The organism is Bremerella alba (assembly GCF_013618625.1).
Lineage (GTDB): Bacteria > Planctomycetota > Planctomycetia > Pirellulales > Pirellulaceae > Bremerella > Bremerella alba.
On sequence record NZ_JABRWO010000004.1, the window covers coordinates 42,180 to 62,889 of the forward strand.

The 20,710-nt window shown below is 54.2% G+C and carries 19 protein-coding genes and 5 tRNA genes; 4 read left to right on the forward strand and 20 right to left on the reverse strand.

Going from position 1 to position 20,710, the window contains the following annotated elements; translation table 11 throughout:
• Positions 1 to 10: 10 nt before the first annotated feature.
• The 9 genes from rplK to HOV93_RS07895 all read right to left on the reverse strand — a co-directional run bounded on the left by rplK (position 11) and on the right by HOV93_RS07895 (position 4,194).
• Positions 11 to 436 carry a 50S ribosomal protein L11 gene (gene rplK / locus HOV93_RS07855; protein WP_207395938.1) on the reverse strand — a complete coding sequence of 142 codons (426 nt, stop codon included), beginning with the start codon at positions 434 to 436 and terminating at the stop codon, positions 11 to 13.
• 160 nt (positions 437 to 596) lie between these two features.
• On the reverse strand, positions 597 to 1,514 hold the full coding sequence (gene nusG / locus HOV93_RS07860) for a transcription termination/antitermination protein NusG (protein WP_315853375.1): 918 nt from the start codon (positions 1,512 to 1,514) through the stop codon (positions 597 to 599).
• A 79-nt stretch (positions 1,515 to 1,593) separates the two neighbouring features.
• A complete protein-coding gene (gene secE / locus HOV93_RS07865) occupies positions 1,594 to 2,061 on the reverse strand; it encodes a preprotein translocase subunit SecE (RefSeq protein ID WP_207395940.1) in 468 nt (155 codons plus the stop codon).
• Between the two features lie 108 nt (positions 2,062 to 2,169).
• Positions 2,170 to 2,242 (reverse strand) — tRNA-Trp (locus HOV93_RS07870).
• Positions 2,243 to 2,300: 58 nt separating this feature from the next.
• Positions 2,301 to 3,497, reverse strand: a complete 1,197-nt coding sequence (gene tuf / locus HOV93_RS07875; RefSeq protein WP_207395941.1) for an elongation factor Tu — start codon at positions 3,495 to 3,497, stop codon at positions 2,301 to 2,303.
• A gap of 78 nt (positions 3,498 to 3,575) precedes the next feature.
• A tRNA-Thr gene (locus HOV93_RS07880) sits at positions 3,576 to 3,647 on the reverse strand.
• Between the two features lie 167 nt (positions 3,648 to 3,814).
• Positions 3,815 to 3,885 (reverse strand) — tRNA-Gly (locus tag HOV93_RS07885).
• A gap of 54 nt (positions 3,886 to 3,939) precedes the next feature.
• A tRNA-Tyr gene (locus HOV93_RS07890) sits at positions 3,940 to 4,021 on the reverse strand.
• Between the two features lie 100 nt (positions 4,022 to 4,121).
• Positions 4,122 to 4,194: transfer RNA gene (locus tag HOV93_RS07895), tRNA-Thr, on the reverse strand.
• A gap of 596 nt (positions 4,195 to 4,790) precedes the next feature.
• On the opposite strand from HOV93_RS07895, the gene HOV93_RS07900 reads away from it, so the two are divergent.
• Both HOV93_RS07900 and HOV93_RS07905 read left to right on the forward strand, forming a co-directional pair.
• Positions 4,791 to 5,801, forward strand: coding sequence for a DUF1559 domain-containing protein (locus HOV93_RS07900; protein ID WP_207395942.1), 1,011 nt, complete (start codon positions 4,791 to 4,793; stop codon positions 5,799 to 5,801).
• Positions 5,802 to 5,956: 155 nt separating this feature from the next.
• Positions 5,957 to 6,304, forward strand: coding sequence for a carboxypeptidase-like regulatory domain-containing protein (locus HOV93_RS07905; RefSeq protein WP_207395943.1), 348 nt, complete (start codon positions 5,957 to 5,959; stop codon positions 6,302 to 6,304).
• 155 nt (positions 6,305 to 6,459) lie between these two features.
• Here HOV93_RS07905 and HOV93_RS07910 read toward each other — a convergent pair whose 3' ends face one another.
• Positions 6,460 to 8,133, reverse strand: a complete 1,674-nt coding sequence (locus tag HOV93_RS07910; protein WP_207395944.1) for a sigma-70 family RNA polymerase sigma factor — start codon at positions 8,131 to 8,133, stop codon at positions 6,460 to 6,462.
• A 599-nt stretch (positions 8,134 to 8,732) separates the two neighbouring features.
• Between HOV93_RS07910 and HOV93_RS07915 the strand changes: the two genes are divergently transcribed.
• Both HOV93_RS07915 and HOV93_RS07920 read left to right on the forward strand, forming a co-directional pair.
• Positions 8,733 to 10,184 (forward strand): hypothetical protein, encoded by a 1,452-nt coding sequence (locus tag HOV93_RS07915; RefSeq protein ID WP_207395945.1) that lies wholly within the window; start codon positions 8,733 to 8,735, stop codon positions 10,182 to 10,184.
• A 142-nt stretch (positions 10,185 to 10,326) separates the two neighbouring features.
• The gene (locus HOV93_RS07920) at positions 10,327 to 11,088 is read left to right on the forward strand and encodes a DUF3891 family protein (RefSeq protein ID WP_207395946.1); all 762 of its coding nucleotides are present in this window, start codon (positions 10,327 to 10,329) and stop codon (positions 11,086 to 11,088) included.
• 75 nt (positions 11,089 to 11,163) lie between these two features.
• On the opposite strand, the gene HOV93_RS07925 is transcribed toward HOV93_RS07920, so the two are convergent.
• The 10 genes from HOV93_RS07925 to HOV93_RS07970 all read right to left on the reverse strand — a co-directional run bounded on the left by HOV93_RS07925 (position 11,164) and on the right by HOV93_RS07970 (position 20,580).
• Positions 11,164 to 11,370, reverse strand: coding sequence for a small basic protein (locus HOV93_RS07925; RefSeq protein WP_207395947.1), 207 nt, complete (start codon positions 11,368 to 11,370; stop codon positions 11,164 to 11,166).
• Between the two features lie 230 nt (positions 11,371 to 11,600).
• Complete coding sequence (locus tag HOV93_RS07930; RefSeq protein ID WP_207395948.1) at positions 11,601 to 12,479, reverse strand: serine/threonine protein kinase; 879 nt, start codon at positions 12,477 to 12,479, stop codon at positions 11,601 to 11,603.
• 234 nt (positions 12,480 to 12,713) lie between these two features.
• Entirely contained in the window at positions 12,714 to 13,568 is an 855-nt protein-coding gene (gene accD / locus HOV93_RS07935; protein ID WP_207396273.1) for an acetyl-CoA carboxylase, carboxyltransferase subunit beta, read from the reverse strand.
• A 73-nt stretch (positions 13,569 to 13,641) separates the two neighbouring features.
• Positions 13,642 to 14,229, reverse strand: coding sequence for a histidine phosphatase family protein (locus HOV93_RS07940; RefSeq protein WP_207395949.1), 588 nt, complete (start codon positions 14,227 to 14,229; stop codon positions 13,642 to 13,644).
• A 17-nt stretch (positions 14,230 to 14,246) separates the two neighbouring features.
• Positions 14,247 to 14,942, reverse strand: a complete 696-nt coding sequence (gene rpe / locus HOV93_RS07945) for a ribulose-phosphate 3-epimerase (protein ID WP_207395950.1) — start codon at positions 14,940 to 14,942, stop codon at positions 14,247 to 14,249.
• Positions 14,943 to 15,236: 294 nt separating this feature from the next.
• Positions 15,237 to 15,989 carry an SMC-Scp complex subunit ScpB gene (gene scpB / locus HOV93_RS07950; RefSeq protein WP_207395951.1) on the reverse strand — a complete coding sequence of 251 codons (753 nt, stop codon included), beginning with the start codon at positions 15,987 to 15,989 and terminating at the stop codon, positions 15,237 to 15,239.
• Between the two features lie 431 nt (positions 15,990 to 16,420).
• Positions 16,421 to 17,269, reverse strand: coding sequence for a sugar phosphate isomerase/epimerase family protein (locus tag HOV93_RS07955; protein WP_207395952.1), 849 nt, complete (start codon positions 17,267 to 17,269; stop codon positions 16,421 to 16,423).
• A gap of 42 nt (positions 17,270 to 17,311) precedes the next feature.
• Positions 17,312 to 17,965: a hypothetical protein gene (locus tag HOV93_RS07960; protein WP_207395953.1), complete on the reverse strand. Its 654-nt coding sequence runs from the start codon at positions 17,963 to 17,965 to the stop codon at positions 17,312 to 17,314.
• A gap of 96 nt (positions 17,966 to 18,061) precedes the next feature.
• The gene (locus HOV93_RS07965) at positions 18,062 to 19,201 is read right to left on the reverse strand and encodes a Gfo/Idh/MocA family protein (protein ID WP_207395954.1); all 1,140 of its coding nucleotides are present in this window, start codon (positions 19,199 to 19,201) and stop codon (positions 18,062 to 18,064) included.
• A gap of 344 nt (positions 19,202 to 19,545) precedes the next feature.
• Positions 19,546 to 20,580, reverse strand: coding sequence for a sugar phosphate isomerase/epimerase family protein (locus HOV93_RS07970; RefSeq protein ID WP_207395955.1), 1,035 nt, complete (start codon positions 20,578 to 20,580; stop codon positions 19,546 to 19,548).
• Between the last annotated feature and the right edge of the window lie 130 nt (positions 20,581 to 20,710).

Here is a 20,710-nt window from a genome sequence, read left to right on the forward strand (position 1 = left end):
AGGGGCAGGACTACTGCGTCACTTCCAGGCCCATGCTCCGAGCCGTTCCTTCGATCATCCGGCGAGCATGGTCTAAGTCGCGGGCATTGAGGTCTGCCATCTTCTGATTGCAAATGTCGTCGATCTGGTCCATCGTGACCTTACCGACCTTCTTTGTGTTTGGTGTGCCGCTTCCCTTGGCCAGGCCAGCGGCCTTCTTCAGCAAGGCAGCAGCCGGTGGGCTTTTGCAAACGAATTCAAATGTCCGGTCGTTGAAGACGGACACGACAACCGGAATCGGCATGCCGTTGAACTCTCGGGTTTTGTCGTTGAACTGCTGAACGAACTGACCGAGGTTCACACCGAAACGACCCAACGAGGTACCAACCGGAGGTGCCGGCGTGGCTTGACCACCAGGGACCTGAAACTTCGCTTGACCTACTTGTTCCCGTGCCATTTTGCTGTTTCCCGTGCTACGGTCCGTCATGATAGGACGACCGCAACCGTATGCTATGTAAACCGTGTGCTTATTAAACTAAGGCCCCGAAGCTCGTTCTTTCAGTCCGCCGGCAAAGGGGAAAAGAAGAATCGACCACCGGTCCAACACCTGATGCGGACTAAACTGGCTCCATTTGCCAGTGTTCCATCTCCACCGGTGTCGTGCGGCCGAAAATATTAATCATGACCGTCACGCGGCCATTGGTATTGTCGATCACTTCGACATCTCCCTCGAAATTCTCGAAGGTGCCTTCGGTGATGCGAACATGATCGCCTATCTTAAAGCGAATGTTCGTCTTGACTTCATCTTCTTCGCTCTCTTCGGGCTTCCGCGTCTTCTTGACGATGCGATCCACTTCGTGCGGCAACATAGGAACCGGCTTGCCTGCCGCTCCAGTAAAGTCACCAATGCCGCCAGTCTCACGAACCAAAAACCATGTCTCGTCGTTGATTGCCATGTGCACGACGATATAGCCTGGGTAGAGCTTCTGCTTGGTAACTTTCTTTTTGCCGTTCTTGTATTCCACCAAATCCTCGGTGGGGACAAGAATCTCGCCGAAGTAATCCTCTAGGCCGGCCATTTTGACTCGGCGAATCAGGTTCGTGGAAATCGACTTTTCGCGATTACTCTGAACCTTGAGGATGTACCATTCCTTATTTGCCGCATCCGCTGCAGTGTCTTCTTCTTCTTCGATGATCTCTTCGATGGGGCCGCGGTTCTTACCGGTTTTTGGTCGAACCCGAGCAGGAGCCTTAACAGGTTCAGGCTCAGATTCTTCAGCTGAAGCTTCTTCGGCTACAGCGTCATCCTGAGCAGTTTCCTCGTCGGCAGATGCTTCTTCTGAAGACAGTTCTTCCTCAGAAGCAACTTCCTGTGCAGAACCCTCAACCGGCTCGCTCTCCTCTTCGACCGTCGAAGGCTCTTCCGAAGTAGCATCTGGATTCGCTACTTCTTCCGATGAGGCTTCTGCATCCGCAGGAATATCCGTCTCGGGATCTTTCTGGGGATCGAACGAATTGTCAGGAGAACTTGCCACAAAACTAACCTTAACCGGCCACAAAGGCCGGACCATCTAAGCAAAGTGTATTCCGGAATCCTGGGACTATTACTGCCACCTAGGTAGCAGGCGTCTGCGGATCAGGCGGGATCAGTCCAATGGTCTTGAACAAGGTGATCCACAACAAGTCAAACGCAAACAGCAGCAAGGCCAGGATGAAGATCAAAGCGATTACCACGATGACACTTCGCCACAACTCAGCCTTGGAGGGCCAAGTCACCTTATTCATCTCCGCCTCGACCGCGATCAAAAAGTCCGCGAACGTTGGCCAATTTATCAGTCGATAAGCGACCCAAAAACCGACAACCACCAGGGCAATCGGAAGGACCAAATGCAATCGATATTGAGCTGTCGTCGCGTAGGCTTCTAACTGTTGATACAGCTGGTAAGCAGCGATCGAAACTAAAACCCAAATCGAAAGCAGAGTTGCCTGCCGGGCAATCTTACCCTGCGTCCGCTTATACCGATTCGCCTGAACCATCTCATTGAGAAGGGAAGGGGAACCGACGGTCTTCTCCTTGGCCATTGTCACTCTCAGTCTTGGCGTTCCTGCCGCGGCGATGACGCTGGGTGTTTCCAGGTTGTCTCTACCGGTGCGACGCGATCATCAATTTCGGTAACACCAACGATATAGCAGGGGCGGAGGGACTCGAACTCTCAACATCTGGATTTGGAATCCAGCGCTCTGCCAATTGAGCTACGCCCCTGTAGCACCGCCGAACCAAAACAATTATTTGGTTCGGCGAGCTGAATCCTAAACGTGCCCTACTCGGTGATCTTGGTAACAACGCCGGAACCGACGGTCTTACCACCTTCGCGAATAGCGAAGCGAACACCTTCAAACATTGCAATTGGCTTGTGCAGTTCGACTTCGATTTTCACGTTGTCGCCTGGCATGCACATTTCTGCACCTTGCAGATTGGCAGTACCGGTAACGTCCGTCGTACGGAAGTAGAACTGGGGACGATAACCGCTGAAGAATGGCGTGTGACGACCACCCTCTTCCTTGCTCAAGCAGTAAATTTCTGCTTCAAACTTGGTATGCGGGTTCACCGAACCTGGCTTGGCGAGAACCTGACCACGCGAAATGTCTTCACGCTTGACACCACGCAGCAAGCAACCGACGTTGTCGCCAGCGTAACCTTCTTGCATGATCTTGTTGAACATTTCAACGCCGGTAACGGTGGTCTTGGTCGGCTTCTCGGTCAGACCGAGGATTTCGACTTCTTCACCAACCTTCACAACGCCACGTTCAATACGACCGGTAGCAACCGTACCACGACCTTCAATGGAGAAGACGTCTTCGATTGCCATCAGGAATGGCTTGTCGGTTTCGCGTTCCGGTTCAGGAACGTAGCTATCCAGAGCTTCGACCAATTCGGTGATGCACTTGGAAGCTTCGGCGTCGTCTGGCTTGTTGTAGGCGGCCAGCGAGTTACCACGAACAACCGGGACATCGTCGCCTGGGAAGTCGTTCTTGCTGAGCAGTTCACGAACTTCGAGTTCAACCAAGTCCAACAACTCTTCGTCGTCGACCAGATCGCACTTATTCAGGTAAACCACCACGCAAGGCACACCCACCTGACGAGCAAGCAGAACGTGCTCTTTGGTCTGTGGCATTGGACCGTCAGCGGCAGAAACAACCAAAATTGCGCCGTCCATCTGGGCAGCACCGGTGATCATGTTCTTCACAAAGTCGGCGTGACCAGGGCAGTCAATATGTGCATAGTGACGGGTCGGCGATTCGTACTCGACGTGAGCCACAGCAATGGTCACCGTCTTCGTTTCATCACGAACGGTACCACCCTTGGCGATTTCCGAGTAGGCCTTCATCTTGGCAAGACCCTTAGCAGCCTGAACTGCCAGGATAGCACCGGTGGTAGTCGTTTTACCGTGGTCGATGTGACCGATGGTGCCAACATTGACGTGAGGTTTAGATCGTTCAAATACGTCCTTGGCCATGTTCTTTGTCTTTCTTACCCCAGCTAAACCGTGAAAATTTGGGATTTATCTAAATACGAAAATCAAGGTGCCGTGAAGAGCTGCTGAAGGGACTTGAACCCTTGACCTCTTCCTTACCAAGGAAGTGCTCTACCACTGAGCTACAGCAGCCGAAAAATGGGAAGCCTGTTTGGGGTTTTGCTTCCGCCACCTTTACCCGGCTACTCGCTTCCGAGCCGCCCAAACGGACAACCCCGATTCTCGATAACAAAGCCTTATCGACCTGCCCGGTCGCATCGGCAAGTTCACAGCCGGCCCGGTAAAGAGGCTTGCTGCGAAGCGGGTGAAGGGAATCGAACCCTCGTCTTCAGCTTGGAAGGCTGTTGCTCTACCATTGAGCTACACCCGCAACCTACCCAGGCCTTGTTTTCATCTCTTCCAATAAAGCCCAGGAACTATTCAGTGGGGGGTACAGGATTCGAACCTGTGAAGGCTATGCCAACAGATTTACAGTCTGTCCCCTTTGACCGCTCGGGAAACCCCCCAACATATCCGCTTTGCTGAGTGTCCGATACTGGTGGCATCGGCAACCCGTCGAAAACGGCAATGATCCGTCCAAAATCAACCCCAAAAGTGGGCTTAACAAGCTAGCGGAGGGACTTGAACCCACAACCTGCTGATTACAAATCAGCTGCTCTGCCAATTGAGCTACGCTAGCCCACTACCTGGGCTTTATGGAAAACCAATAACTATAACGAGTCCAGATTTCCCCGCAAGCCAGGATGAGCACGCGATTGACAAATTTCATCCAAAATCCGTGTCTCTCTTCAGACACCACCACCAATTGCATGTTCACCGGCAAGTTTACGCTCGACAAGTCCCCATTAAAGCCTTTTTCTGCAGGGCTAATGTAGTGGTCCTTAAACGCAAATTGACGACTCACTTTCCAATCCTGTGACATGCTTCGGCGGCCAGCAGCGCGACCTGCCCAGCGAAGTTCACCGACTAGGCAAACTCTTCCGCCGCCCAACAATCAAGCATGCCCGATGCACCTTGTAGCACATCGGTTGGTATCGACACGAATATTGCGATATCACGGATTGATTGTTCGTGACATCAGAACTATCGCCTTGAATCAAGTTCTTTCGCACCAACGGCTTCTGAATGCGACCCTGGATGTGGCTAAAGTTAGACCTCGTCTTCGGCACCCCCTTTGCGAACCGTTGCTGCCACTCCGCCATGTTAGTCAGGCAGCCTCCCCATTCACGCTGCCCTGGATTGATAACCCTTACTTATTTTCCATCAGGGATATCCATGAAGACTCGGCACGTCAACTCTCGTAGTGGCTTCACTTTAGTCGAACTGCTTGTCGTGATTGCGATCATCGGCGTTCTTATCGCTTTGCTGCTTCCGGCTGTCCAACAGGCCAGAGAGGCCGCTCGCCGGATGCAATGCTCGAACAACCTCAAACAGCTGGGACTTGCCCTGCATAACTTTGAGAGCACTTATCAGAAATTGCCCACCGGCAACCATTCGCTTTACAACTGGAAAATAACGATCCTGCCGTTCATCGAGCAAAGCGTTGTCTACGATCAGCTCGATTTCTCGGTTGCCTGGGGCCGCTTCGACGGGCGAACATTCACCGGCAATCCGATTCTCTACGATGTCACTGTTCCAGGACTCGTGTGCCCTTCAAGCGCCATGCCCGATCGAAATCCGGCGATGACCTACTCAGGCACGAGCCCCAACTGGTCGCAAGTTCACGACTATGTGGGAATTTCCGGGGCTTATCCCGATCCGCAGACCCGCGACAGTGTCTGCACGCAGGTTAATGCCGTTCAAACCGGCACCCACTGCGAGAATGGCACGTTCATCAACTTCCGAGGACGAAAACTCGCGGAAATGACCGATGGAACCTCCAACACCTTCGTCATTGCCGAACAGTCGGGACAGGTCGACGGCATAGAAAAGAGCGCCAACGCACTCGGAGGCTGGGACGGACTACGCACCAACACCGTCACCACCACGTCTGGAACCAATGTGTGGAACGAAGACACACCCATCAGTCAAATCACCTACAGCAGCGGTTACACCCAAGGAACGGCTACATTCCGCTACCCCATCAACAGTTCATGGATGTCTGGCGCGCCTTCCGGGGCCAACTCGTGGTTCGACGTGAACACGATACTCAATTCCTATCACCCCGGCGGAATCGAAGTCCTTCAAGGCGACGGAGCTGTTCGCTTTGTCTCGGAAACAGCCAACATGGAGATGCTTCGCCGGGCCTTTACCCTAGACGATGGGCTCGTCACCGAAGAGCTTTAGCGAGTGGGCTCTATCCCCCACGGTTGCCATCTTCACATCCACTTTTCTTGAGACTTACGATGAACAAACCGACTCTCTCAACATGTTCTGTCTGCTTCGGGTTGACCCTAGCCATCGTCGTTGCCACGGGCTGCAATAGCCAACCGCGATCCCATTTGAAGCGTACTGATATCTCGGCCCAAGTAACCAGTGGAGGCAAACCGCTCGCTGGTGCGCTGATCGATTTCGCAAACCATGAAAATGGCGAAGCGTATGGCGGAACTCTAGATGACCAGGGGCGGGTCGACCTGAAAGACGTAGCCTTGGGACAGTACACGATCACTATCCAGCCACCCCCAGGCGACCCGTTGCCTGGTGCGCCCCGCCAAATCCCTAAGGGTCTTCGCGGCATTCCTAGACCATTCTATGGCCCTCATACGAGCCCACTAAACGCTATGGTATCGGACGACGAGAGCAAATTCACGTACGAACTGACCGACTTTGATCTTTCTGCGAAACGGTAAGCTCGAAGCAAATTTCCAGCGATTAAGGCACGCACGAGGATTCCCGCTCGTTGAAGAGAGGCCCGCTTCAGAAGCGTAGCAAGAAACCCAAAAAGCCAGCGTCCGAAGTCGCTGGCTTTTTTGCATGATGGGCAGAACTCTTAGAGTTCCAGGGGTTAATTGGTTTCCGGCAGATCGAAGTTGTAATCTCGGGCAGCCGTTTTCAGCTTGTTGAGGGCCCGAGCTTCAATCTGGCGAATTCGCTCCTTGGTCACACCCAACTCTTCACCGACCTCCTTCAAGGTCTGTGGCTCGCGGCTATGATCCAGGCCGAATCGGCGGATGATGATCTTCTGCTCACGTTCGTCCAAACGATGCAGGATCTTGTCGATCTGCTTTTCGCGAGTCTGCTGAGCCATCTCCTGCTCGTATTGATCGCTTCGTTCGTCGACACGCGTCGTGAAGTACTCGTCCAAGCTCGTGCGATAACGATCACGATGACGGAACTCAACCGGAATGGTGCGGGCAAAGTTCTTCATGATTGCCCAACTACAGTACGTGCTGAATTTATTACCACGCGAGTAGTCGAACTTCTCAGCCGCACGAATCAGCGACATGTTGCCATCGGAAACCAGCTCGAAGAAATCTTCAGTCACAGCCACGTGACGCTTGGCGATCGAGACCACCAATCGCAAGTTCGACTGCACAATCAAATTCTTGACATCGCTGGCCTGATCGTAAAGCTGCTCGATCGCGTCCATGTCGCTCGACTTCGGACGTTGCTCATCCAAGGTTTCGCGAATCTTCAAGGCCTTGTTCTTCAGGAAGTTGAACTTCCGGAACAAGTGATATTCCTGCTCACGGGTAAGCAGCGGCATTTCATACAGCGAAGCCAGGTAGGTCGGCAGCCCCGCAGGAACGCGAACCTTCCGGGCAGCCTTCTCATGGGGTGGCATTTCGCCCAGAATGTCTTCTTCCAACTCAGGCTTTTCGAAGTCTTCGTTGTAGATACAATCCAGCGGCAATTCCGTAATGTGACGGAAACGAATTTCGTTGATCACGCGGTAGATTGAAGCCCGCGTACGACCATGCTTCTCAGAGAGTCGATCAACCGAGACACCATGGCGATATTCGCCGTAGATGATCTGCTTGGCCGATTCGGTTAATGGGCCGGTTCCCCGTGGAAAAACGGCTTCCTTCGGCTGTTCGTCGTCGTGATGCTTCAGCGTGTAGCGAATCGTTTCGACACTCCGGCCCATTTTCGCAGCCACGCGTTTGGCAACTTCCGAAGGCGTACCGCCGGCACTGGCCAAGCGGCGGGCCCGGTCAATGATTTCCAGCTTTTCAGCCTCGGTTAGCTGACTGAAGTGACGACCTCGTTCGATCCGATCAGGATTGTCCTTCACGAAACGTTCAACGCTACTGCGGAGGAAGCCCACACGCTTGCGTCCCTCGAAAAGGAACTTGCGGCTCACGAGCCCCTGTTTCCGCCAACGCGAAATTGTCTTAGTCGAAACGTTGAAGCGGTCGCTCAACTGTTCGACGGTTAGCACTTCTTCAGGAACGGTGTCCACAGACACATCTGCCGCATCCGAGAGGTCCTCGACCATCAGACGCAAGTCCTCGGCGGCGGACTTTCCTGGAAGCAGTGAACCAACGCTGGGTTGTTCCGGACGGAAGTCGGTCAGACGATAGTAGATGTAGTCGACCGGATATTGTTTATTAGGATCGATCTCAGAGATCAGTGTTTCAGCGCGATTTGCCTGATCCAACTTTCGATCCCGGGGAGCATATTTGATCTGTTGATCGCGCAACTGACGCAGCGCGACATTCTTATATCCCTTGTTCATGTTGTCCCTCACTCAGTGATAAACAACACCTGTCTGGTTTTCCCTGCGAGTTCCGATCGCCCAGACGATGTCTAACTTGGAGAGAGCCCCCCTTCCCGGGGAACTTTCACTCAAGCAACGGGACAGCTACTCATCAGTTCAGTCGATGAGCGCCTCTTTCTGTCGGATGCTTGAAAAGTCTTGTGGTTCGCAAAATAAACGGATGAACGATCAACTATTAGCCTGCGAACCAACTTTCTCTATGATCTTATACGAGGAAATGACCCGTTTGGTTGCTCATTTGTTCATGCTTTTCTTAAAAACCCCTGCTTTAGGGGTCACGACAGGCCAGAGCCATTTGTCGTAAGTCAAACCATGAAAAGCTGTTGCGAATATCATGCCAAATTGAGGGTGTGATTCCTCTTTCGTAGGCACAATGCCTCCAAATGTCAAATCCTGACGTTTTGTCCACTTCCTGAACACAAGAAAAACAAACGTCTCTACACAGATAGACACCGCAGCGGCAACTTTCTTTCAACCTACTCCGGCGAATTTGACGATTCTCCCGTATATAGCGATTTCGCTTTCTTCCGAGAGACCTCAAATTCCAGGCCGAACACATGTATTTCGATGCTTGCCGGGCAATATTCGTTACACGAAATTACGGAAACCCGCGTACTTACACGCACATCCTATTGGCTGGCTCAATCCTTGCGCTGTGGGCTACATCACCAATCCTGGCAGAAGAATCGTGGAAGCTCACAGAAAACCTGAAAGGGAAGACTCGGCGCGTTAATACCGAGCTTAAAGTCCAAGGAACGATGCGTGTGAACCCGGACGGCAAAAAAGTCCGCCACTACCCGATGACCCTCGAAGGCAAATACGTTGCCATCGAGCGAGTCCTTAGCCCGACCACAGCGGTACGTGATTACGAAACGGCCGAGACCAACTCGACCGCCAACGAAAAGCCGCTTGACGACAAGCTTCCGACCGTTAAGCGTTTGATATCGGTCGATACGAGCGGAGATGGCCCCATTCTGTTCAGCCCTCAGTACACGCTGACCCGCGAAGAGCTGGAATTGATCAGCGTTCCGGGAAATCCGGCTGTTCTCGCGAAACTGCTTCCTGCCGAGCCGGTTGCTATCAACCAAACCTGGTCGCCAGACGACCAGGCACTCGCTCAAACCCTAGGCATCGATGCGATCAACAACCATGAGGTGGTCGCTACTCTCACCGAAGTGGACAAGTCTGGCGTCGCGAAAATTGCACTCGAAGGCAAGGTCTCAGGTGCCATTCAAGGGGTTGCGACAGAAATTGAACTGAAGGGACGTCTGAATTTGGACACCAGAAATCAGGCAATCACCTGGTTTGCCGCATCGATCAAAGAAGACCGCAGCATAGGCCATGCACTGCCTGGCTTTGATGTCACGGCGATCGTTCGCACGCAGATGGAAGCCGCTCAGCCCAACGACCAGCTAAGTGACGCCAAACTCGCCCAACTGAACCTCCAGGCCAACGAGGGCAGCGAAATGCTGGCTTTTGAAGGTAAAGAGGCCGGCTTTCGCCTGATGCACGACCGCCGCTGGCATGCGATGGGCGAGACCACTAAACAAACTGTCTTTCGCATGGTTGCCGATGGCGAACTGATCGCCCAGGCAAACGTCAATCGCCTGACAAACCTGAAAGCAGGCGAGCAAATGACGCTCGAAGGCTTCGAAGCGGAAGTCAAGAAAGCCCTGAACGAACGCTTAGGCCAGATCATTGATGCCGCCGAGGCCGTCAACTCTCAGGGCTTGCGTGAACTTCGGATAACCGCCGTGGGTACGGCCAACAAGATGCCGATCACCTGGATCTATTACTTGATCTCCGACGACAACGGTCGACGCTATTCGACCGTCTTTACCTTCGAGACCAGCCTTGCCGAGAAGTTCGGGCAAACAGATCGCTCGTTTATGAGTGGATTCGGCTTGATGGAAGCGTCCAAGCCGACCATTGCGGCCAGCCCGAAAGAAGAGGAATCGGAGGAACCAGAGTTGGTCTCAGCGAAAATTGAATCGGTTGAAAAACGCTAATCAGCGTGACCGGAGCGTACAATGATGAGGGGCGTTGCTTGACCTCGCATGGTAGCATCTTGCTCCCGGCCCCTCTTCACTGTTTGCTGGAGAGAGGGACCCAGAGGAACCGCTCTCCCCTCGTCTGCTGAAAGGCCCCAACGTGATTGTCCGCCCCTACAAGTTGCCCGACGATGAACCGAAGCTGTTTTTAATTCAACAGTCGGTCCATGCAGCTCTCTCAGGCGATCTTGCTTCGCACTGGGGCAACGGTCCGTTCGCCCCTTTGGTTCACCCTGAGGTAGTCTGGCCGGCCATCTTTCATCACGACGATGGCTGGATACCAGTCGACAAGTCTCCCCCGATCGACCCGAAAACCAAACGCCCCGTTTCGTTTCTCGACTCCCCGGCCCCTGACTCGCATGCCATCTGGACGAAGTCGATTGAGTGGGCAGGGCGGATCAGTCCGTTCGCTCAATACTTGATCGCCGAACACTTCATGACCCTTCGCGAGCACAGCGAGTCGGCCGAAAGCAAAGCAGGCCAGACCTTCATTCACAAATACGAAGAGCTGTGCGAAACCTGGCGAGATAACTGGGAAAAGCGTCACCCACAGTGCACCGACGAGGAAGAGAAGCTGGCCCTGGCCCAACTGCGTTTCTTCGACTGGTTCAGTCTTTGGATGTGCCTGGATGCTCGCAACGAGGTTTACACCTTCGAGCAAACACCGGGCAACGTCCCGCTGACGGTCGATCCACAGCCCAGCGGCAGCATCCTGACATCTCCCTGGCCCTGGACGGTCGATCGCGTCCACGTGGCCGTAGGAGGCTATCTGGTGCCCGATCGAGACTATGTCGACACAGATGACCTGCTAGTCGAAATGAACGACTGGTGCCGTATCGAGTGGGAATTTGCACCCAAGTAGAGGGGCGGCGCAACGCAAAAAGCCCTGACGAGTTCGCCAGGGCTTTTGCTTGATTCATGTGGTCGCGAAAGACGACTACTTCTTCGCGTCTTCTTCCTTGACCTTCTTCTTCTTCTTCATCGCGAGCTTCACGACCTTGGTCTTGGGCAGACCGATGGGCGAAGTGGTCTCTTCGTTGAAGTCCCCTTTGGACCTCATCTGAGCGATACGTTCGCTACGCTTCAGCACGCTGCGGGTCGAAATACCACCCCGCTTCACTTTTAGGCTCTTATCGATGGTCACGGTAACTCTCCTGATTTATGCGTTATCAGGCGGAATACGGGCAATCCGCCGGGTATTCTATCGCCTAGGCGACAATTTTGGATCGAGTGGAAACGCATCATGATACCAGAGGCCGCAGGGGCGTCAAGGCGTAACTCACCCACCTATTGGGCCACTTCCACAGCAATTCACGACAATGAAGGGGGATCAAGGATCTAGGTTTTTGCCCCTGGGCCTAAGGGCCCAACCGGCTAGGCGTCTAGTCGCTTGATTTTCTGCAGAGCATTGAGCAGATCCCGGGTTGTTTCCGGCCGGTTACGAGGATCACGGTCAATACATGCCATGACAAGCTCACCTAACTCGCGATTGAGCTTTGGGCGATGGTCGAAAATGCTGCCTGGCGGGACCGAATCGTGGCTTAAGGCATCGCGGCCGGTCCCTTCTACGCTGACCCATGGCAATTCGTAAACCAAAAGCCGAAATGCAGTTACACCCAGCGAAAAGATATCAACGCGCTGATCGGTGGGGCGCCGCCGCACAATCTCGGGGGCCATGTAATTCGGAGTTCCCGTTCGATTGCCTGGGGCCATGAACTGTGGCTTAGCTGGCAAGGTAAGCCCGAAGTCGATGAGTTTGCACGAACGGCAATCCGGAGAGGCGATGAAGTTGCGGGGGCAGATGTCGCGGTGGATGTAACCAGACTCGTGAACGCAAGCCAACGCATCGGCCATTTGACGCAACAGCACCAACTGCTTCCCTTCCAGCATCGGATCGCGGTCGACAATCAGCGCATTGAGCCCTTTGCCCTCTAAAAACTCCATAAGCAAGTACTGCTGTCCAGAGGTCACCATGCCGTGTTCCAGCGTCCGTACGATGCACGGATGCGTCAGAGACATGGCAATTTCACCTTCCTTGGGGCGCGTCAGCCCTTGGAAGCGAGAATCGAAGAACTGCTGCTTTTCCAGATCGAGAATCTTCAGCCCGAGGGTTCGGCCGGTCGAGTGCTCGCGGACCTTGTAGAACTCGCTCATCGTCCCAGAGACGGCTTCTCTCAAGATTGAGAATCGCGAGGCGATATCAAGCTTGGGCTGGCCAGAGAACAGCGACGTAAACTTCTTGAGCAGGCTCATCGGAAAAAGAGACTCGCGCGATCAGGGAACAAACTTGAAACGATACTTCAAATTTAGGCCCCTGAACGGATTTCGTCCGACAAAATTGGCGCATCAATCGCCAAAATCGACGTCGCTTGAGTAGGTTTAGCCTGTCTGTTCCGGTGCCTCTAACCCCCACTTTAAGCTGGCATGCAAAGTGGCACAAGACGATCCATCGTCGAGCGTGTTGCTGGGGTATAAGGCAAACCGAGGCTATTTACCGCAGTAATCGATCGACCGAGCGATTTCGAGCTTCAGCTTGTTTCGCGGAACGATCCGGTCCACAAACCCATGCTCCAGCAAAAACTCGCTGGTCTGGAACCCTTCCGGCAGATCGATGCGAATGGTTGCTTTGATCGTTCGCGGACCGGCAAAGCCTACCAGGGCTTTCGGTTCAGCGAAGATCAAATCTCCTAAGGATGCGAAGCTGGCCGCCACGCCACCCATGGTGGGATTGGTCAAAACGGAAATAAACAGCCCGCCGGTCTCGTGGAACTTAGCCAAGGCTGCGGTGGTCTTGGCCATCTGCATGAGCGACAAAATGCCTTCGTGCATCCGGGCACCACCTCCGGAACCGCTGATGATGATCAACGGCAAGTCCTGAGCCGTCGCTCGCTCGATGAGGCGGGTCAGCTTTTCACCAACGACGCTTCCCATGCTGCCCATAATGAACGCACTGTCAGTCACACCGATGGCGACCCGTCGCGCACGAATCATCCCGCAGCCCGTCAGCGCCGCTTCTCGCAGGCCGGTTCGCTTCTGCTCGGCCACCAGGCGGTCGGCGTAAGACTTTTTGTCCTTGAATTCCAACGGATCGAGCGAATGGAGGTTCGTATCCCACTCTTCGAAGGTGCCGGTATCGAGAACCTGTTCGATCCGCTGCTGAGCGGAAATCGTCCAGTGATAGTCACACTCAGGACAAACGCCAAGCAGGTGCTCGGCTTGCTTGCGGAAGATGACGGCCTGACAGCCGGGACAGCGTTGCCACAGCCCTTCTGGCACGCCACGCTTCTTGGGCTTGCCAGATTCTTCGGTTTGGGAAACAAGTTCCGAGGAGACGGATGCCATGTTCGATGCCTCGACGAGGGGAGTAGTCGGTGAAGTAGTTTCGCCCGTTTCAGCCACTTGCTTCTTGCCAGGCTTAGACTTTGGAGACGACTGCGTTTTTTTCATACTGGATCAATTCCCACCATCCACATCGACGTTCGGCCTGCCACAAATCGCCAAAGGCGGTATGCAGGATCTCGCTGCGAATGATGGATGCCAGAGGTTCTGGGGCGACTACAATCACGTTGCCGTCACCTTTTTGATGCTTTTTCCATATCTTGTCTAGTGCGTTCTGGACACGCAAGCGCACCTCGCCCAGGGTCTCCCCTTGGGGGGGACAGACCGCCTCTGGGTTTTCCTGCCACAATCGGTAGACCGTCGGCTGGTTCTGCTTGACCTCGGTAATCAGCTTTCCTTGCCAAAGACCGGCGTTCAAGTTCGCCAGACAATCCAAATGCCTAATCTTCTTACCCAGGACATGGGCGAAGGTCTCGGCAGTCTGCTGACATGCCTGACAGGGGCCACTGTAAATGGCTTGGACGGCCAAGGCCTGAAGTTGTTGAACCATCTCCGATGCCTGGCGTGTCCCCTCTTCGGTGAGAGGAACGGCAAGACGACTACGAATGCGACCCTGAAAGTCGTATTCCGTCTGCCCAGGTCGGACGAGCACTATGCGTAACATGGTTAAGCTGTTCTCAACTAGGTCGAAACTTGGGCGGAACGATAGAGTTGATCAATCGCTACACCGTAATCCGATTGATTGAAAATCGCTGACCCGATTACCAGGAGATCAGCCCCGGCTTCGGTGCAAGCCTGAACCGTTTCCAGGTTCACGCCTCCGTCGACTTCCAACAGAAGCTCAGGAGGACCGACTTTTCGCAAAGCTTCAAGCTTTTCCAGCGCTACAGGATTGAACGCTTGGCCACCAAAGCCTGCATTCACACTCATGATTAATATCAAGTCGGCTGTGTCCACAAAGGGAAGAACTCGCTCGACGGGGATATCGGGGTTAATGGTCACCCCCGCCCCACAACCCAAATCCTTGATCTCTTGCAGGACTTTGGCTGTGTCGATTCCAGTTGCTTCCTCGTGAACAGTGATAATATCCGCCCCTGCTTCATAGAACTGTCGGATATAACGCTCTGGATTCTCAATCATCAAATGGACGTCGAGCGGAAGTTGTGTCAACTTACGAAACGCTGCCACAATGGGCATTCCGTAAGTGATGTTGGGGACGAAATTTCCGTCCATTACGTCCAAATGAAGTGCTTGCACGCCAGCAGCTTCCAGTCGCTCTACCTCACCGCGCATATCGCTAAAGTCACACGATAGCACCGATGGCAGAATGAGCGGAGACTGTTGGCGAAGTCGCGCGAGATGCGAACGACGGGACATGCCAAACCTTGCGTCGGGGGGATGAATCACTTCCGAGGAAAACCACTTTGGTATTCATTGGACGATACTCACTAAGTATCGCGGAAGCGAGTTTAGGGGCAACTTGAACCCCTCAAATTCGATGGGTCGCATTGTACCAAGCAGATGTCGGCTCGTCAGCCGCCAAACACAAGCATCGCCCTAAGCACCTACAACAAAAAGACTTGCGGCAACGCGAATTCCGCTAGACACCTTCTTAAAACGAGCACGTATCTCGATTTCCACACTTACGGCTGCACCTGGTCGGCTTCTGTCTTAATCATCAAGCGATTGCGGTTGGGGCAGATCATCGAGCGAGGTTAGCCCGAACAATTGCAAAAAGCGTTCGGTGGTGGTGTAACGTTTGACCCGCTTCTCTTCCGGATCTGGCTGCACCCGAAGCAGCCGACGGCGCACCAACTGCGTAAGGATTGGCCCGCTCGGTTTGTTCCGCATTTCGTCTACTTCTTCGCGTGTGGAACCTTGGTTGTAGGCCACCAGCGAGAGGACATCGATCGCCGGCTGAGACAGCTTGGCCTCACGGACTTTGCCGTAGAATTTCTCGCGCAAAGGGCGAAACTCGTCACGAAGGGCCATACGATACGTTCCGCCGACGGCCGTAATCGCGTAGGGGCATCCTTCCGCTTCGTACTTGCGGTTGAGCTGCGAGACCAGGTCGTCGATTTCGTCTGCCTGAACGCCACGCATCACCGAGGCGGCTTTTTCAGCCGTCAACTTATCATTCGACGCGTGCCCTACAAACAAGATCGCTTCCAGGATGGTCGTCGGAGAAACCTCGCAAGGATCGTCTGCTTCCGCTTCATCGGCCAAGCGAGAAATGGCTTCGGCGGTCGATTCATCCTCCGGCGCCGATTCCTCCTCGGGTGGCTTCTCTTCCTGAAACGGCACCGGGCGATTGCCCAAAGCTTCGGCGTAAGTCTCTGACAAACGATCTAACGAAAGCCCACCGTCGTCGGCATCGTCAGCGAACATGGCAGAGAGATCGAATTGTTCCTCATCGTCGGTCATAACCGAACTATATCGGGCAAACCAATGGAAACCAAGATGAAAGGGGACGCTTTAGCCACCGAGGGCAGAAGTATACGAACCACCGATTACACGGATGGCCACGAATAAGAAGAGGAGAGCAGGGCCCCTTGAGCGACGCTTCGGGTGACTCAGAGATTTATCTCTGAGTCGCCACAGGCCACATGCGGCTAAGGCATTGGGCATGAATTAAGTGGCATGCCGATCTCATCTTCCAACTCTGTCCATGATCCGCTTGTCGGCTTCGCCGACCCAGAGATGAATCTCTGGGTCACCCCTATCCCGCTAAAACCACAGCCCGAAACTTCTTCCCCAGCAGAGTTTATCCGTGCAATCGGTGGCGAATCCCTCTTCGAAACAAAGCTGGCCACGCGTACGTGGCCAGCTATCGACATCAAGTTGTTCCGCAGTGCTTACCAGCGTTTGGCAACTTCCTGCTTCATGAACGTCAGGCTGTCTTTGGCTAGTTGCAGTTCGGTGTCGAACATCTTCCGCCAAATTTTGGTGGCGGCGGCAATTTCCGGCAGGGCCAGGCCGAACGCTTCCACGACCATCCAACCGTCGTACCCGACTTCCTTCAGCGTGTCGAAGTTGGTGTCGAAATCGATGTGCCCGCTACCAGGCGTGGCGCGGTTGTTTTCCGAGATGTGCACGTGCGTCAGCACATCGGAACAATCGCGAATGGCCTGGGCGATGTCCCCTTCTTCGATGTTCGCATGGAACGTGTCGTACATCATCTTGCAGTTAGGATGATCGACTTCACGCACGAACCGGGCCGAGTCCCTATGAATGTTCAAGAGGTACGTTTCAAAGCGATTAAGCGCTTCTACGCCCAACATCACGTTGACGTCGCCGGCATGTTCGGCAACTTGCCGCATCGAATCGACACCCCATTTCCATTCATCTTCGGTTGGGCCGGCACCACTGAAGATACCGATCGCCGAGTGATACGGACCGACCAACGTTTCCGCTCCGAGAGCCGCACAGCAGTCGAGGGTCTTCTTGTTGAGCTCAACGCCCTTGGCACGCACCGACGCATCGGAGCTGATCGGGTTATCTTCTTCGTTGCGAACGGTCACGGCGGTGCAGGCCAAGTCCATGGCTTTGAGCTTCTCGCCGTACTTGGTCCACTTATCGACGTCGAGATTGAACAGTGGGATCTCCACCCCGTCATATCCCATGGCCTTCAACTCTTCGACGACCGGCAGCAAGCTGTCATCGGGATCTCCGGACCAAAGCAACAAGTTCATGCCATATTTCATCGACGGGGTCTCCTGGTCTTTATGAAAAACATTGAAGGGCTGTTACGTGGAATGTGCGGTCAGCAAGACCGCAGACGAGGCCCGTACGTCTTGGCGAAGCTCTGGCAAGAGCGTCGCGAACGTGTCAGGCAAAGCTGGTAGTTTGACGCGTTGCATCACCTGATTCAACCGGTAAAGCAGTTTTTCGTCGTCTGGATAGTCCGCGAGAAAACGAACCTCGACGAACCGCCCAATGAACCAATCCAAGCGATCCGCCGGGCGCTCGGCAATACGTTCGACCGTTTGCTGCACGAGGGCACCATCGACCTCGCTGAGTGCCGCGTAATAGGCGTTTAACTCTTCGGGGTCATCTTCAATCAATACCGAATCGAGCAGCAGTTCGACAAGGATATGACCGAGAAAACTCGGCCGCATGCCGCTGTCTTTGCCCAGGAAATCGCGGATCCGCTTCGTGAAATCCCACTGCAGCCGGTTAAATTCTTCGGATCGGTGAAACCAATCGTCGTCGGCATGATGCTGGACAACGCCGGTGGCAATCTGGGCTTCGATCGGATCACTCGATGCACAAAGAGGCAGGGCCTTCTTCGAGCGTGCTCGGCATTTGCGATCGACCACATTCAACCAATCCGGCACCGCTGTGCCCGCTAAGAAGTAAGGCTGATCGAGAAACGGTCTTCCGTGGGCAAAGTAATTCATAGGGTTATCTTTGACCCAAAACAAAAAAGGGAAAGGGCACGCTGGCAACCTTTCCCCTGAAATTCAACCACTTATCTTCCGATTCCGACAAGTCGATTACACGTCTTTCCAGACCTTTTCGGCCGCACTGGTCAGGACCGCATCGCACACCTTTTGCGTTTCCAAGGCACTGCGGAAGGTAGGCTCGCAAGGCTTGCCTTCTTCGATGCTCTTCAGGAAGTCGGCCACATGGTGCACGAAGCTGTGCTCATAGCCGATGTTCAGGCCCGGTACCCACCAGTGATCCATGTAAGGGTGATCGCCATCACTGACGTGGATCGAACGCCAACCGCGGACTTCGCCTTCGTCGGCATGATCGAAGTATTCCAGGCGATGCAGGTCGTGCAGGTCCCAGCGAATCGAAGCGTTTTCGCCGTTGATCTCGAAGGTATACAGCGCCTTGTGACCACGAGCATAGCGAGTCGACTCGAACAAGCCGAGCGAACCGTTCTCGAAGTGACAGAAGAACGAACAAGCGTCGTCAATGTTGACAGGCTCTTTCTTACCAGTCCCGCTGTGCATGCGTTCTTTGACAAACGTTTCGGTCACGGCGTTGACGTCTTTGATGCTTCCGTTAAGCCACAGGGCCGTGTCGATGCAGTGGGCCAGCAGGTCGCCGGTCACGCCCGAACCAGCCGAAGCCGCATCCAGACGCCACAACCCAGCACCACCTTGAGGGACATCCGCGTTGATGGTCCAGTCTTGCAGGAAGTTCGCACGGTAGTGGAAGATACGTCCCAGCTTGCCGCTGTCGATGATCTTCTTAGCCAGGGTCACTGCAGGAATACGGCGATAGTTGTAGAAGATGGTGTTCGGGATGCCGGCGTCTTCGACGGCCTTGACCATCTCTTCCCCTTCGGCGGTGCTCATGCCGATCGGCTTCTCACACAAGACCATCTTGCCGGCCTTGGCGGCAGCGATCGAGATCGGACCGTGCGTATCGTTGGGCGTGCAGATATCGATGGCGTCGATATCGTCGCGTGCGATCAGCTTGTTCCAGTCGGTCTCGTACGACTCGTAGCCCCACTGCTCGGCGAAGGCCTTGGTCTTGTCCTCGCTACGACCACACACGGCCTTCAGTACCGGCTGGTATTCGAGTTCAGGAAAGAAGTCAGGCACTCGCTTGTAACCATTCGAGTGCGTACGGCCCATGAAGCCATAACCAACCAAGCCAATACGAAGTGGTTTCTTTGCCATGATGTGATTGTCTCCAAGTAGATTCGCGAGAGGGTGTGTCTGGAAAAGCAGGGTTTTTCTTGTTTGCGTTTTTAGCCACAGAGGTCACAGAGAACACGGAGGAAGATCTTTGGATCCAATACAACGGGTGGCTTGAGTGGCCGCAGGGCACAAGCGGCGAATGCCTCAGGGAGGAACAAAGTGGAACAATTCAATCCTCAACCACGCCTGTCCATGAGCCGCTTGTCGGCTTCGCCGATCCAGAGATAAATCTCTGGGCCCACCAGTGATCTACCTATCCACGATCTTCTTTTCTTCCTCGGTGCTCTCTGTGTCCTCTGTGGCTAAAAACTCGTTATCGATCGTTAGTTCCAACCACACTGGTCGCGAACTTTGATCATCACGTCGAGGATCGAATTCCAGGTTTCCTGCTTTTCGAGCATTTCGTTAGGGAACATGCAGCCGTCCCAGCAGATGTGTTTGATACCGCGGCTCGGGGCATCTTCGAGCCAGTACTGGCTGCACTTGACGATATCCAGCTTGCCGTTGGGGTCGTCGGCAGGGCAGTGGCGACCGGTCTTATCGTGCGAACCGGTTCCGTGCACGCTGCCATCGTTTTGGGCGACGTGGAAGTCGATCGTCCACTTTCGCAGAGCGTTGGTCATCTCGGTGTAGGCAGCCCAGAATTCTTCTTCGGTGTAGCCTTCCTTCAGCAACGCATGTTCCGGAGCGTTGTAGCCCAGCAGATAGAGATAGGTATGCGCCAGGTCGGCCTGGAAGCCAACCGTTTCCGGCATATCAACCGCTTCCAACAGGTTCAGCATGTCCTTCCACGAGTGCATGCTTCCCCAGCAAATCTCCCCTTCGGCAGCCAAACGTTCGCCACTGTCGGCGGCGACCTTGCCAGCTTCCTTGATCGTTTCCGCGATCAACTTGGTGTTCGCTTCAGGGTCTTTCGACCAATCTTCGACGCCACTGGCCGTGTCGATACGAATGCACCCGTATTGGCGAACGCCATGTTCGTTGAAGATCTTCGCAATCCGGCAGGCCTTCTTCACGGCGAGCACGAAGTTGGAACGCTCCTCTGCGGTTCCCATCGCCGGTCCACCCACGGTGCCAGGCCAGATCGGAGCGACCAGCGAGCCAATGGTCAGATTGTGCGAAGCGACCAGGTCAGCAATCCGCTTCAATTCGTCGTCGGAAGCATCCGGATCGGTATGCGGATGAAACAAGAAGTAATCGATCCCGTCGAACTTAATGCCATCGACTTCCGCAGCTGCGGTCAGCTCGAGCATATGCTCTAAGCTGATCGGCGGATGATCGGTCCCTTCTTCCTTACCAACCAAACCAGGCCACATGGCGTTATGAAGCTTCGGGGACGCGTTAGGATGGGAACTCATGCGGGAGTGCTCCGATGGAGATGTATGTTTTGAGAAGACGAGAACGAGATCTTTAGGCAGGTGGCGGATCAGCTTCAAGTTTTCAGTGTTCCGTTTTCAGCAGGAGCATTCTTCCCGCTGAAAACTTCAC

Coding starts and splice junctions, on each gene's coding strand:
- rplK (WP_207395938.1), bottom strand. CDS start 436: ATGGCACGGGAACAAGTAGGTCAAGCGAAGTTTCAGGTCCCTGGTGGT.
- secE (WP_207395940.1), bottom strand. CDS start 2,061: ATGGCCAAGGAGAAGACCGTCGGTTCCCCTTCCCTTCTCAATGAGATG.
- tuf (WP_207395941.1), bottom strand. CDS start 3,497: ATGGCCAAGGACGTATTTGAACGATCTAAACCTCACGTCAATGTTGGC.
- HOV93_RS07900 (WP_207395942.1), top strand. CDS start 4,791: ATGAAGACTCGGCACGTCAACTCTCGTAGTGGCTTCACTTTAGTCGAA.
- HOV93_RS07910 (WP_207395944.1), bottom strand. CDS start 8,133: ATGAACAAGGGATATAAGAATGTCGCGCTGCGTCAGTTGCGCGATCAA.
- HOV93_RS07915 (WP_207395945.1), top strand. CDS start 8,733: ATGTATTTCGATGCTTGCCGGGCAATATTCGTTACACGAAATTACGGA.
- HOV93_RS07930 (WP_207395948.1), bottom strand. CDS start 12,479: ATGAGCCTGCTCAAGAAGTTTACGTCGCTGTTCTCTGGCCAGCCCAAG.
- accD (WP_207396273.1), bottom strand. CDS start 13,568: ATGGCATCCGTCTCCTCGGAACTTGTTTCCCAAACCGAAGAATCTGGC.
- HOV93_RS07940 (WP_207395949.1), bottom strand. CDS start 14,229: ATGTTACGCATAGTGCTCGTCCGACCTGGGCAGACGGAATACGACTTT.
- rpe (WP_207395950.1), bottom strand. CDS start 14,942: ATGTCCCGTCGTTCGCATCTCGCGCGACTTCGCCAACAGTCTCCGCTC.
- scpB (WP_207395951.1), bottom strand. CDS start 15,989: ATGACCGACGATGAGGAACAATTCGATCTCTCTGCCATGTTCGCTGAC.
- HOV93_RS07955 (WP_207395952.1), bottom strand. CDS start 17,269: ATGAAATATGGCATGAACTTGTTGCTTTGGTCCGGAGATCCCGATGAC.
- HOV93_RS07960 (WP_207395953.1), bottom strand. CDS start 17,965: ATGAATTACTTTGCCCACGGAAGACCGTTTCTCGATCAGCCTTACTTC.
- HOV93_RS07965 (WP_207395954.1), bottom strand. CDS start 19,201: ATGGCAAAGAAACCACTTCGTATTGGCTTGGTTGGTTATGGCTTCATG.
- HOV93_RS07970 (WP_207395955.1), bottom strand. CDS start 20,580: ATGAGTTCCCATCCTAACGCGTCCCCGAAGCTTCATAACGCCATGTGG.